Raw genomic sequence first — 12,857 nt, forward strand, 5'->3', positions numbered from 1 at the left:
TCAGAGCCCTGTTTCAGACCGTGGGGGCGGGGTGGGGCGCGGTGGGGAGCGATGGACACAACTACGCTACGAATGCGCCACGAGTTGGCTAACCGCGGCCCGGCGCGCGTGTTAGGGGCGCTGAGCCTGCAACGCTCATTGCCCGAGCAATCGCCGGCCGGAACTCGCAAAGCAAAACGGGGCAGCCGTTGGGCTACCCCGTTATTGGCGTATCAGAAAGGGTTATTCGTCGAAGCGCCGGCGGAACCGGTCTTCCATGCGGCTGGTGAACGTTCCACCCGAGCCCCTGGACCGGCGCGGGCGCGACGGGCTCGCGGTGGTTCCAGTGTCCGGGCGGCCGGACAGCCGGCGACCGGTGACGGCGTACACCACGCCGCCAAACATCACGACGAAACCGAGCACGCTCAGGATTGGGAAGGTTCCGATCATCGTGGCTTTGAAGGCGACTCCCGAAACCAGCATTGCCAGGCCGACGACGAACAGCGCCGTGCCCTGCAGTCGGCGTCGCGCGGTGGGCGCGCGGAAACCGCCGCCACGTACGCTCGAGGCGAACTTCGGATCCTCGGCATAGAGAGCGCTCTCGATCTGATCGAGCATTCGCTGCTCATGATCGGAGAGTGGCATTCGTCCCTCCTTGCCGAAACACTGTCCCGTAGCCACTGATAGCACGCGGATGCCCGTTGTAGAGCAATTAATACCAATGATACGAGGTCCATCTGCGCCGTACCACTGATTCGCAGGCGATTCTATCGCGGCTGCGTCGGCGAGCAGTGCCGGGCCGCGACACCACCGCCCGTCGCGGCGCGACGGCTACATCCGATACTGGAACATGCCCGAGCCCGCCCGGGCGCCGTTTGCCTACCCGAGGAGGACAGCGCGATTGGCGACCTTCCTCATTGATTTTCCGGCGAACGAGATGCAGCGCCGCCTCGGTGAAGCGCTGGGTGTGTACGTCGACGCCATGCGTTACCCCAAGGGCACCGAGAATCAACGCGCCAGCATGTGGCTCGAACACACCCGGCGGCCGGGCTGGCAGGCGGTCGCCGCCGTCGAAGCGGCGACCGACGATGCCGGCCAGCCGCCGTCGGCCGCGGAGTTGGGCAACGCCCCACTCGTCGGCGTCGCCTATGGCTACCCGGGCGCACCCGGCCAGTGGTGGCAGCAGCAAGTAGTCCTGGGCCTGCAGCGCAGCGGTTTCCCGCAGCACGCGATCGACCGGCTGATGACGAGCTACTTCGAACTCACCGAGCTGCACATCCATCCGCGGGCGCAGGGCCGTGGGCTCGGCGAGGGCCTGGCCCGGCGCCTGCTCGCGGACCGCCGGGAAGACAATGTGCTGCTGTCCACCCCGGAGAACAACGGCGAGGCCAACCGGGCGTGGCGACTGTACCGCCGGCTGGGCTTTAACGACGTGATCCGCGGCTACTACTTCGCCGGCGACCCGCGGGCTTTCGCGATTCTGGGCCGCGCGTTGCCGCTGTGACCGGGCGGCCCACCGGATCCGCGCGCCGGGTCTGGCACGATGACCTGGTGCGCGCCAGCTCTCCCCCGCAATCAGCCCGGACGGTTTCCGCGCGACGGAGCCGCCGGGTCCTGGCGATCCTGATGCTTTTGTTGGTGGTACCGCTGGCCAGCGGGTGCCTGCGGGTGCGGGCCTCGCTGACCATCTCGCCCGACGACCTGGTGTCCGGCGAGATCATCGCAGCGGCGAAACCCAAGAGCAATCGGGACACCGGGCCGCAGCTCGACACGAACCTGCCGTTCAGCCAGAAGGTCGCGGTGTCGAACTACGACAGCGACGGTTATGTGGGTTCACAGGCCGTCTTCTCCGATCTGACCTTCGCCGAGCTGCCGCAGCTGGCGCACATGAATCCCGATGCGTCCGGGGTCAGTCTCTCGCTGCGCCGCAGCGGCAACATGGTGATTCTGGAAGGTCGCGCCGACCTGACCTCGCTCACCGACCCCGAAGCCGAGATCGAGCTGACCATCGCGTTCCCGGGCACGGTCACCTCCACGAACGGGGACCGCATCGAGCCCGAGGTCGTGCAGTGGAAGCTGAAGCCGGGCGTGGTGAGCACCATGACCGCACAGGCTCGCTACACCGATCCCAACACCCGGTCGTTCACCGGTGCGGGCATCTGGCTGGGCATCGCGTCGTTCGCCGCCGCCGGCGTGGTGGCGATGCTGGCCTGGGCGAGCCGGGACCGTTCGCCGCGGTTCACCGCGCCGACCGACCAGTCGTCCGGCTAGGCCAGCTGGTCGGGCGCCCAGTAGGCGAGCATCTCGGCGAAGGTCTCGAACGCCGGCCCGGAGACGCCGTAGGTCGCCTCGAAATGAATGCTCAACGGGAATCCCAGCTCGGCCACCCCGTCCACCACGCGCTGGTACAGGTCGACCAGCATCCGCCGCTTCTCGGGCGGCTCGCTGGCCGCCAGCTTCCTGACGAACTCTTGTTCTTCGGCGACCACCGCATTGCCCGGGTCCTGGATCAGCCAGTTGATCAGACCGACCCGGGCCTCCATCTTCGGGACGAAGCCGAACGAAAGCAGGATCTCGGGCCGGTGATCGGTGTTCTTGGCGAAGTCGGCGAGAAAGCCCACGATGGCGTCGGAGTACAGCAACTGCGTCATGCCGTAGGTGGCGCCCTGGCTGCACTTGAAGTCGAACCGGCCCGGTTCACCTTCGCGGGTCGGGATGAGGATCACACCACGGTTGGCCACCGCGTCGCGGTAGATGGACAACGCGTCGGTGGGTGCGACACCGGAGCCCTCGCCGTCGTTCATGGTGCGCGGCACCCCGACGAAGACCACGCCCTCCATCCCGGCTGCGGTCAGTTTGGCCAGCCGCTCCCCCAAAGTGGGTTCGTCCATGAAGGCGGTGACCTGGGTGCACAAGCCGTTGATCCCGGGCAGTTGCGGACGGATGATCGACCAGAAGTCCAGCACGTCCAGCTTGGGCTGCATCGTGATCGGGCGATCGTCGTCCTCGGCGATCATGCCCGGGATCATCACGTGCCGGATGCGCCCGTCCAGGCCGAACTCCGCGGCGTACCGCACCACTTTGGCCGCGTCGTCGGCTGCTTTCTCGAAACCCCCGGCCACGTTTGGTGGCACCAGCTCCAGCGCGATGGTGTTGAGCGTCACCCAGTTCCTCTTCCCTGCCGGCCTGCATTCTGACGCGCCACGCCGCGCAAATCCCCCCGTGCTGAGCCCGGCCGACCGTCGACGCGGGCCACCACGACAGCATAGGGGCGGCAGGTCAGGGCGCGGCATACACTGTCGGGCCAGAGACCTGCCCAGGGAGAAAGGGGCGCCGCGCTGAGCCTGCAAGCATCGGCACCATCGACCGACGAGGTGGCCGGCGCCGTCACCGATCAACTGCGACGGTACCTGCGCGACCGCCGCGGCGAGTCGGCGTATCTGGGTAGCGAATACGAGGCGTTGACCGCCTGGCTGGAGGATTTCGTGCTCAGCGGCGGTAAGCGGCTGCGGCCGGTTTTCGCCTACTGGGGATGGGACGCCGTCGCCCCGCAGCCGCCCGAACCCGATTCGCTGCTGCTGTTCGGCGCGCTGGAACTGCTGCACGCCTTCGCCCTGGTCCACGACGACGTCATCGACGCCTCGGCGACCCGCCGTGGCCGGCCGACGGCGCACGTGCACTTCGCGGCCCTGCACGCCGAACGCGGTTGGCGCGGCGCCTCGGACCAGTTCGGCATGTCGGCCGCGATCCTGCTAGGCGACATCGCGCACGCCTGGGCCAACGACATCATCGCCCGCGTCCGGATGTCCGCCGATGCCCGCGAGCGGGTGGAGCCGGTGTGGTCAGACATCCGCACCGAGGTGCTGGGCGGTCAGTATCTGGACATCCTGGCCGAGGTCTCGGTGCCCGCCTCGGCAGCGGAGTCGGTCGCGTCGGCGATGACCGTCGCCACCTACAAGACCGCCTGCTACACCGTGTTGCGGCCACTGCAGCTGGGTGTCGCCGCCGCGGCCGACCGGCCCGACGTGCTGTCGATCTTCGGACAGTTCGGGACCGATCTCGGGGTGGCGTTCCAGCTGCGCGACGACGTCCTGGGCGTGTTCGGGGACCCGGCGGTCACGGGCAAGCCGTCCGGCGACGACCTGCGGTCCGGCAAGCGCACCGTGCTGCTGGCCGAGGCCATCCAACTGGCCGAGGAGTCAGACCCCTTGGCGGCCAACCTGTTACGGACCTCGGTCGGGACCGATCTCACCGAGGAGCAGGTACGCGAACTGCGCGACGTGATCGAAGGAGTGGGTGCGCTGTCGGCGGCGGAGAACCGGATCACCGAACTCACCGAGCGGGCGCTGGCCATTCTGGCTTCCGCACCGGTCAGCGCGACGGCCAAGACCGGCCTGTCAGACCTGGCCCGCCTGGCCACCGACCGGTCCGCCTGAGCCGATGACGACCCTTCTGACGCAAGGCGTTTCGCGGTTGCGGACGTTCATCACCACGCCTGAGGCGGCACCGGCGCGGCAGGGTTTCCTCGGTTCGGTGCTGATCACCGCCGGCGGCCTGGGTGCGGGCAGCACCCGCCTGCACGATCCGTTGCTGGAGTCGATCCACATGTCCTGGCTGCGGTTCGGCCACGGCCTGGTGTTGTCGTCGATCCTGCTGTGGCTGGGCGTGGTCTTGGTGATCGTCGCGTGGCTGCGACTGGGTCGGCGCGCGCTGGCGGGACAGACCACCGAATTCACCATGCGGGCCACCACCGCGTTCTGGCTGGCGCCGTTGCTGCTGTCGGTGCCGGTGTTCAGCCGCGACACCTATTCCTATCTCGCCCAGGGCGCGCTGCTGCGCGACGGCCTGGACCCTTACGCGGTGGGGCCGGTCGGTAACCCGAATCCGTTGCTGGACGACGTCAGCCCGATCTGGACGATCACCACCGCGCCGTACGGGCCGGCGTTCATCCTGGTGGCCAAGCTGGTCACGATGCTGGTCGGCAACAACGTCGTGGCGGGAACCATGCTGTTGCGGCTGTGCATGCTGCCCGGGCTGGTGCTGCTGATCTGGGCCGCACCCCGGCTGGCGCATCACGTCGGCAGCCACGGCGCCAAGGCGCTGTGGATCTGCGTGCTCAACCCGCTGGTGCTGATCCACCTGATGGGTGGGGTGCACAACGAAATGCTGATGGTCGGCCTGATGGCCGCCGGCATCGCGCTGACCCTGCAACGCCGCCATGTCCTCGGCATCACGTTGCTCACCGTCGGGATCGCGGTCAAAGCCACCGCCGGGCTGGCGTTGCCGTTCATGTTCTGGGTGTGGATGCGTCACCTGCGCGAGGACCGGAACTGGCATCCGGTGCGGGCTTTCCTGGTGGCAGCGCTGTCTTCGCTGGCGATCTGTGTCGCGGGCTTCGCGGTGCTGTCCCTGATCGCGGGTGTGGGCCTGGGCTGGATGACCGCGCTGGCGGGCTCGGTGAAGATCATCAACTGGCTGACCGTGCCGACGGCGGTGGCAAATCTGGTGCACTTCTTCGGCAGCGGGTTGTTCGCCGTCCAGTTCTACGCCGTGCTGCGGATCGCCCGACTGATCGGGATTTTGATCATCGCGGTATCGCTGCCGGTGTTGTGGTGGCGTTTCCGCCGCGACGACCGGGACTCGCTGACCGGCATCGCCGGCGTGATGCTGATCGTGGTGCTCTTCGTGCCCGCGGCGCTGCCCTGGTACTACTCGTGGCCGCTGGCCGTGCTCGCCCCGCTGGCGCAGTCACGCCGGGCGATGGCCGCCGTCGCCGGAATCTCGACCTGGATCATGGTGATCTTCAAGCCCGACGGGTCGCACGGCATGTATTCCTGGCTGCACGTGGGATTGGCGACCGCGTTCGCGGTGCTGGCCTGGTATTCGCTGTACCGCCAGGACGAGCCGGTGGTGCGGGCCGAGGAGCAGCCGGCTAATACGCCATAGCCTGGGCGCGCCGCACCACCTCGCGAGCCTGGTGGGCATGCAGGGCGTCGACCGGGCGCGCGTTGCTCAGGGCGTCACGGGAGCCGTCGCGGGTGACGGTGAGCGACGGGTCCGGGGTGAACAGCCAGCGCACGATCTCGGTGTCGTGGTAGCCACCGTCGTGCAGGATCGTCAACAGCCCCGGCAGGCTTTTCACGACCTGGCCGGAGTTGGTGAAGAAGACCTGCGGCACCACCACCCCGCCGTTGCGGCGCACCGCAACCAGGTGGCCTTCGCGCAACTGCTGCTGCACCTTGCTCACCGGTATGCCGAGCAGTTCGGCGACCCGGGTCAGGTCGTAGGTTGGCTCGTCGGGATCCAGAACATCGTCGCCGGCCGGAATGCTGCCCACGGCGTTCAGTCTAGAACTTGCCGGGCGGCGAAGTCTGCGCGTTTTGGCGACGTTTCCCCATGAAATTGCGGCGCACACCTACGATGGCCTCCGTGGTTGAGACGGGAGACCTGCGCGCCAGCACGCTGCTGGACGGCCGCTATCTCGTCCAGGCCAAGATCGCCAGCGGCGGCACCTCGACCGTCTACCGCGGGCTGGACACCCGGCTGGACCGCCCGGTCGCCCTGAAGGTGATGGACGCGCGCTATGCGGGCGACCAGCAGTTCCTGACCCGGTTTCAGCTCGAGGCGCGCGCGGTGGCGCGGCTGAAGAATCCGAACGTGGTGGCGGTGTACGACCAGGGTCACGACGGCCGGCACCCGTTTCTGGTGATGGAGCTCGTCGAGGGCGGCACCCTGCGCGAGCTGCTGATCGAGCGGGGGCCGATGCCGCCGCATGCGGTGGCTGCGGTGCTGCGGCCCGTGCTGGGCGGATTGGCGGAGGCGCATCGGGCCGGGCTGGTGCACCGCGACGTCAAACCCGAGAACGTGCTGATCTCCGACGACGGCGAGGTCAAGATCGCCGATTTCGGGTTGGTCCGGGCGGTCGCCGGGGCCGGAATCACTTCTGCCAGCGTCATTTTGGGCACTGCTGCCTATCTCTCGCCCGAGCAGGTCCGCGACGGCAACGCCGGGCCCCGCAGCGACGTGTACTCGGCCGGGATACTGACCTACGAGCTGCTGACCGGCCAGACCCCGTTCACCGGTGACTCGGCGTTGTCGATCGCCTATCAGCGGCTGGATAGCGATGTGCCCCCGCCCAGTGCGGTAATCGACGGCGTACCAACGCAATTCGACGATTTCGTGGCGTGCGCGACGGCGCGGGACCCCGCCGAACGGTATGCCGACGCGATCGAGATGGCCGCCGACGTGGTGGCGATCGTCGAGGAGTTGGGGCTGCCGGACTTTCGGGTGCCGGCACCGCGCAACTCGGCACAGCACCGGTCCGCGGCGCTGCAACGCAGCCGCGTGGCCGAGCGGCCGAACCCGGGCCCGCCGCCGGTGCATCGCCCGACCCGGCAGTTCACCCGCGAACCGGGCGACTGGCCGCAGCAGGAGCCGCCGGTTGAACCAGATTATGAAGCCGACTACGAATCCGACTCTGAATTCGATTCTGTCGCAGACGAATACGTCGGCGACTCAGAGGAGTTCGCCGGCATCCCGATCGAGGACTTCAGGTGGGAGCGACAGCACCGCCGGCGCATGATGCTGGTGTGGATGGCGGTGGTGCTGACCCTGACCGGACTCGTCGCGACGGCCGGGTGGACCGTGGGCGTGCACCTGAGCACCCTGTTACGTTAATTGCGCGAGCAGACGTAAAAGCACCCGACACGCCGAGCGTGCGGGTGCTTTTACGTCTGCTCGCCACCCCTCCGCAGCGCGCCAACCCTCAGTCGCGCAGCATCTCCGCGACCAGGAAGGCCAGCTCCAGCGACTGCTGGGTATTCAGCCGCGGGTCGCAGGCCGTCTCGTACCGGCCGGACAGGTCGGTGTCGGAGATGTCCTGCGCTCCGCCGAGGCACTCGGTGACGTTCTCACCGGTGATCTCGACGTGGATGCCGCCCGGGTGGGTGCCCAGGGCGCGGTGCACCTCGAAGAAGCCCTGCACCTCGTCGACAATCCGGTCGAAGTGCCGCGTCTTGTAGCCCGTCGAGGACTCGTGGGTGTTGCCGTGCATCGGGTCGCACTGCCAGATCACCTGATGACCGGCGGCCTGAACCTTCTCGATGATCGGCGGCAGCACGTCGCGCACCTTGTTGTTGCCCAGCCTGCTCACCAGCGTCAGCCGGCCCGGCTTGTTGTGCGGGTCGAGCCGCTCGACGTACTCCACGGCCAGTTCGGGGGTCATCGTCGGGCCGATCTTGACACCGATCGGGTTGGCGATCACCTCGGCGAACGCAACGTGGGCACCGTCGAGTTGGCGGGTGCGCTCGCCGATCCACACCGTGTGCGCCGACAGGTCGTAGAGCTGCGGCTCGCCGTTCTCGACCTCGGACAACCGCAGCATGGCCCGCTCGTAGTCGAGCACCAAAGCTTCGTGGCTGGCGTAGATCTCGGCGGTCTGCAGGTTGCGGTCGGCCACCCCGCAGGCGCTCATGAACCGCAGCGCGCGGTCAATCTCGGAAGCCAGCGCCTCATACCGGGCTCCGGCGGGTGAGGTACGGACGAACTCGCGGTTCCAGTCGTGCGCAAGATGCAGCGAGGAGAAGCCCGACGAGGTGAGCGCGCGCACCAGGTTCATCGCCGCGCTGGCATTGGCGTAGGCACGCACCAGCCGCGACGGGTCGTGTTCCCGTGCCGCCGAGTCGGGGGCGAAGCCGTTGATCATGTCGCCGCGGTAGGACTTCAGGCCGAGCGCGTCGATATCCGACGACCGCGGCTTGGCGTACTGCCCGGCGATGCGGGCGACCTTGACCACCGGCATGCTGGCGCCGTAGGTGAGCACCACCGCCATTTGCAGCAGGGTGCGGATGTTCCCCCGGATGTGCGGTTCGGTGTTGTCGGTGAAGGTCTCGGCGCAGTCGCCGCCCTGCAGCAGGAAAGCCTCGCCGCGCGCGACCTCGGCCAGCTGTTCCTGCAGCCGGACGATCTCGGAGGGCACGGTCACCGGCGGCACACTTTCCAGCACGGTGCGCATCGCCGTCGCCTGGTCTTCGGGCCAGCTGGGCTGCTGGACGGCCGGCTTGGCCAGCGCGGCGTCCAGTCGTGCGCGCAGATCAGCCGGCAACGGCGGCAGCGGCGGCAGCTGGTCGATCGGGATGTCGACGGTCCAGTTCATCGGTCCATGGTAACTGTGCTGGATCGTCGGCTGATCAGGGAGAACGGGGTGCGGACGCGTCCTGGCCGGTGATGATCCGAAAGCGGTTGAGCTGATCGCGCGCATCGACGAGCGCGTCGTGCACGTCCCGTGACCGCGGCGGCAGCCGCGGGGATCCGCGCTCCTCCCACAACTGCCGCAACTCCCTGGTGAACCGGGGTATAGCCCTGGGCAGGTCAGGCATGGTCCCCCACAGTTGGCACAACGCCACGTGGTCGTAAGCCCCGACCCAGGCCCACAGCTCGATCGGCTCGGAGCCTGCTACGCCCAGGAACTCTTCCAGGTCGTCGCGGATGCGACGGCGGGATCGCCAGAGTTGGGAGGCCGGCGGCGGCAGCTTGGGCAGCACATTGGCGCGAACCCAGTTGCCGGCGCGCTCCGGGTCGAATTCGGTGGACACGGCGTAGTACTCGCGACCGTCCTCCGCGACCACGCCGATGGAGATGAGTTCGATGGTGCGGCCGTCCTCGATGAACTCGGTGTCGTAGAAAAACCGCACCGTCGCAGCCTAATGCGGCCCGGTGCGGCCGGGCGCCGCCCCGCGCCGAGCCGTCCCCCGCAAGCGGGCGGTACCCCCAGCCAAGCCCCCGCACGCCGTACCGTGCCGGGGCTTTTACGTCTGCTCACCCGGCGATCGGAATCGGCTCGGTGCCCTCGGGCGGCGGCGCGGGGTGCACATCGAGATCTAGCTGGGCCGCGACCGCGCGCTCGTCGGGCAGCCCGGGCGTTCCGGCGATCGCGCCCTGCAACCACAGCTTCGCCTGCACCACCGGGCGCCGCCACCGGCGTTCACGCTGCAGGGCACGCCGCATCTTGGCCGGTCGGGTGGTGTAGCGCCAGCGCGCCCACGGTGCGTGCGGCCGGGACAACCGGATCGCCCCGATCACCAGCAGCACCACGATGAACATGCCCAGCAGACCCGTCCAGACCTTACCCTTGAGCAGCACCACCACGGCCAACGGCAGGGTCAGCACCAGCGCGCCTGCCAGCGTGCTCTGCAACGTCACCCAATTGCCGTCGTGGCGGATCGGCAGGATGAACATCAGCGGATGCAGCCCGAGCATCAACAGCCCGGCCACGGCCACCGCGGCGAACACCGCGTCCACCGAGCTGCGGCCGTCCTCCTCCCAGTACACATCGGACAGATGCAGGATCAGGGCGTACTCGTCCAGCACCAGGGCCGCACCGATTCCGAAAAGGGTTGCCGCGACGGTCAACTCGGGCCCATCACCGTTGACCGCCAAGGTGACCATGGTCAACCCGGACACCATCACAAGCAGCACACCGAAAGTCACGTGGTGAATGTGCACCGCCCCGATGTGAATGTTGCGGGGCTGCCACCACCTCGCCGGCTTGCCCCGGTCGCCGCGATGGCGGATGAACCGCACGCAGGACCGGGTGACGAAGAAGGTCAGGATGAAGGCGATCAGGCAGCACAGCAGCGGCAGCCTGCCGCGATCGACGATGTCATGCTCCAGCCAATGGCGCACCACAAAAAAACTACGCCCGCCGACGCGCCCGCGCCGGAAGCCGCGCTGCGCGGGCAAGACTACGCAAGATAACGATTAGGCTGTCTGCGACATGAGTAGATGGCAGTCGCCCGTGCTGGGCAGGCGATCCGGGCGGGTGTGGTTGTGGTGCCTGCTCTGGCTACTGGCCGCGCTGGCGCTGGCCAACACGTGCTGGCAGCTCTTCGGGCACATTCCCTACCGCATCGACATCGACGTCTATCAGATGGGCGGCCGCGCCTGGCTGGACGGTCGGCCGTTGTACAGCGGGAACGTGATGTTCCACACACCGATTGTGGACCTGCCGTTCACCTATCCCCCGTTGGCCGCGGTGATCTTCAGCCCGTTCGCCTGGATGGGGATGCCGGTCGCCAGCGTCGCGATCACGGCGCTGACGCTCGCGGTGCTGCTGGTGTCGACGGCAATCGTGCTGACCCGCCTCGACGTGTGGGCCGACTCGGATCGGCTGGCCGGCCCGGCCTGGCTGCGCCGCTGGTGGTTGGCCGTGGTCATCGTCGCGCCCGCGTCGATCTGGCTGGAACCGATCAGCTCGAACTTCGCCTTCGGCCAGATCAACGCCGTGCTGATGACGCTGGTGCTCGCCGATTGCCTCCCCCGTCGCACGCCCTGGCCGCGGGGAGTGCTGCTGGGCTTGGGAATCGCGCTCAAGCTCACCCCGGCGGTGTTCCTGCTGTATTTCCTGCTTCGGCGGGACACCCGCGCCACGATCACCTCGATTGTGACCTTCGTGGCCGCGACGCTGGTCGGCTTTGCGCTGGCCTGGCGTGATTCCTGGGAGTACTGGACCCGCACGCTGCACCACACCGACCGCATCGGCGAGGCGGCGCTGAACACCGATCAGAACATCGCGGGAGCCCTGGCCCGGTTGGGGCTCGAGCAGCAAGAACGGTTCCCATGGTGGGTGCTGGCCAGTCTGCTGGTGCTGGGCGCGACCATCTGGGCGATGCGGCGGGTGCTGCGGGCGGACGAAGCACCCCTGGCCGTCATCTGTGTGGCCCTGTTCGGGTTGGTGGTCTCGCCGGTGTCATGGTCGCACCACTGGGTGTGGATGCTGCCGGCCGTGCTGGTGACCGGGGTGCTGGCCTGGCGGCGCCGCAACGTCGCGCTCGGCGTCGTCACCTTGCTGGGGCTGGCCTTGATGCGGTGGACGCCCATCGACCTGCTGCCCAAGCACCACGAGACGACGGCGGCCTGGTGGCGGCAACTGCTCGGGATGTCCTACGTGTGGTGGGCGCTGGCGGTGATCGTGGTCGCCGGTGTGACCGTCACCGCGCAGGTGGCGCCGGCGCGGTTGGCGGCGCGGGAACGCACCCCGGTAGCGGCCGCGGGCTGATAGGCCCGCCGATCAACCGGCCTGTGTTTCCGGAATCCGGTCGGCCGTGGCGGAATCCGGTTTGGACCCGTCCGCATCGCCGTCCCCCGCGCTGCCGTCCTTCACGCTGGCGGCGTAGATGTCGACGTATTCCTGACCGGACAACCCCATCAGCTCGTACATCACCTCGTCGATGACGGCGCGCTCGATGAAGTGGTTGCCGGCCAGCCCGTCGAAGCGCGAGAAGTCCATCGGCTTGCCGAACCGCACGGTGACGCGACCGAACCGCAGCATCGACGTGCCGGGCGGGTTGACCTTGTTGGTGCCGATCATCGCCACCGGGATCACCGGAACGCCCGTCTGCAACGCCAGTCGCGCCAGCCCGGTCTTGCCCTTGTACAGGCGGCCGTCCGGCGAGCGGGTGCCTTCGGGATACATCCCCAGCAGCTTGCCCTGAGCCAGTACTTGCTTGGCGGTCTCCAGCGCGGCCTGGGCGGCCTCGGAGTCGGTCCGGTCGATCGGCACCTGCCCGACGGCGGTGTAGAACCAGCGGTTGAACCAGCCCTTCAGTCCCGTGCCGGTGAAGTATTCGCTCTTGGCCAGGAAGGTGATGCGCCTGCGCACCACCAGCGGCAGGAAGAAACTGTCCATGACCGCCAGGTGGTTACTGGCTAGGATCACCGGGCCGGAACTCGGAACGTGGTGCAGCCCTTCGACTTTCGGGCGACCCAGCAAGGACAGGAGCGGGCCGAGGAGAACGTACTTGAATAGGTAGTACCACATAACTCCCTCTCGGCTGCACCGGATGGTGTCTGCGCCAACTGTACCGACCCGCGAAGGCGCG

The 12,857-nt window shown here is 68.1% G+C and carries 13 protein-coding genes; 6 read left to right on the plus strand and 7 right to left on the minus strand.

Features of this window, described 5'->3' with window-relative positions:
* Positions 1-222 precede the first annotated feature (222 nt).
* Positions 223-624 carry an SCO2097 family morphological protein gene (locus A5645_RS25055; RefSeq protein ID WP_065037475.1) on the minus strand — a complete coding sequence of 134 codons (402 nt, stop codon included), beginning with the start codon at positions 622-624 and terminating at the stop codon, positions 223-225.
* A gap of 256 nt (positions 625-880) precedes the next feature.
* Between A5645_RS25055 and A5645_RS25060 the strand changes: the two genes are divergently transcribed.
* Complete coding sequence (locus A5645_RS25060; protein ID WP_065131435.1) at positions 881-1,483, plus strand: GNAT family N-acetyltransferase; 603 nt, start codon at positions 881-883, stop codon at positions 1,481-1,483.
* A gap of 122 nt (positions 1,484-1,605) precedes the next feature.
* Positions 1,606-2,250 carry a lipoprotein LppM gene (lppM, locus tag A5645_RS25065; RefSeq protein ID WP_065037484.1) on the plus strand — a complete coding sequence of 215 codons (645 nt, stop codon included), beginning with the start codon at positions 1,606-1,608 and terminating at the stop codon, positions 2,248-2,250.
* Here the strand turns inward: lppM and A5645_RS25070 are convergent.
* On the minus strand, positions 2,247-3,143 hold the full coding sequence (locus A5645_RS25070; protein WP_065131436.1) for a mycobacterial-type methylenetetrahydrofolate reductase: 897 nt from the start codon (positions 3,141-3,143) through the stop codon (positions 2,247-2,249). The genes lppM and A5645_RS25070 overlap by 4 nt on opposite strands.
* 210 nt (positions 3,144-3,353) lie before the next feature.
* Here A5645_RS25070 and idsA2 point away from each other — a divergent pair, with 210 nt between their 5' ends.
* Positions 3,354-4,415 carry a bifunctional (2E,6E)-farnesyl/geranyl diphosphate synthase gene (gene idsA2 / locus A5645_RS25075; protein WP_065131437.1) on the plus strand — a complete coding sequence of 354 codons (1,062 nt, stop codon included), beginning with the start codon at positions 3,354-3,356 and terminating at the stop codon, positions 4,413-4,415.
* A 4-nt stretch (positions 4,416-4,419) separates the two neighbouring features.
* Positions 4,420-5,925: an alpha-(1->6)-mannopyranosyltransferase A gene (locus tag A5645_RS25080; protein WP_065131438.1), complete on the plus strand. Its 1,506-nt coding sequence runs from the start codon at positions 4,420-4,422 to the stop codon at positions 5,923-5,925.
* Here A5645_RS25080 and A5645_RS25085 read toward each other — a convergent pair.
* Positions 5,912-6,316, minus strand: a complete 405-nt coding sequence (locus tag A5645_RS25085; RefSeq protein ID WP_065037469.1) for an Rv2175c family DNA-binding protein — start codon at positions 6,314-6,316, stop codon at positions 5,912-5,914. The two genes, A5645_RS25080 and A5645_RS25085, sit on opposite strands and share 14 nt — an antisense overlap.
* A gap of 92 nt (positions 6,317-6,408) precedes the next feature.
* On the opposite strand from A5645_RS25085, the gene A5645_RS25090 reads away from it, so the two are divergent.
* Complete coding sequence (locus A5645_RS25090) at positions 6,409-7,656, plus strand: protein kinase domain-containing protein (RefSeq protein ID WP_253867139.1); 1,248 nt, start codon at positions 6,409-6,411, stop codon at positions 7,654-7,656.
* A gap of 88 nt (positions 7,657-7,744) precedes the next feature.
* On the opposite strand, the gene A5645_RS25095 is transcribed toward A5645_RS25090, so the two are convergent.
* From A5645_RS25095 to A5645_RS25105, 3 genes are all read right to left on the minus strand, one after another.
* A complete protein-coding gene (locus tag A5645_RS25095; RefSeq protein WP_065119318.1) occupies positions 7,745-9,133 on the minus strand; it encodes a class II 3-deoxy-7-phosphoheptulonate synthase in 1,389 nt (462 codons plus the stop codon).
* 34 nt (positions 9,134-9,167) lie between these two features.
* Positions 9,168-9,671, minus strand: coding sequence for a polyadenylate-specific 3'-exoribonuclease AS (locus A5645_RS25100; RefSeq protein WP_065131439.1), 504 nt, complete (start codon positions 9,669-9,671; stop codon positions 9,168-9,170).
* Between the two features lie 124 nt (positions 9,672-9,795).
* Entirely contained in the window at positions 9,796-10,662 is an 867-nt protein-coding gene (locus tag A5645_RS25105; RefSeq protein ID WP_065131517.1) for a hypothetical protein, read from the minus strand.
* A 91-nt stretch (positions 10,663-10,753) separates the two neighbouring features.
* On the opposite strand from A5645_RS25105, the gene A5645_RS25110 reads away from it, so the two are divergent.
* Complete coding sequence (locus tag A5645_RS25110; RefSeq protein ID WP_065131440.1) at positions 10,754-12,034, plus strand: glycosyltransferase 87 family protein; 1,281 nt, start codon at positions 10,754-10,756, stop codon at positions 12,032-12,034.
* 12 nt (positions 12,035-12,046) lie between these two features.
* Here the strand turns inward: A5645_RS25110 and A5645_RS25115 are convergent, their stop codons facing one another.
* A complete protein-coding gene (locus A5645_RS25115; protein WP_065131441.1) occupies positions 12,047-12,796 on the minus strand; it encodes a lysophospholipid acyltransferase family protein in 750 nt (249 codons plus the stop codon).
* Positions 12,797-12,857 lie beyond the last annotated feature (61 nt).

This window comes from Mycobacterium asiaticum (assembly GCF_001673635.1).
Lineage (GTDB): Bacteria > Actinomycetota > Actinomycetes > Mycobacteriales > Mycobacteriaceae > Mycobacterium > Mycobacterium asiaticum_C.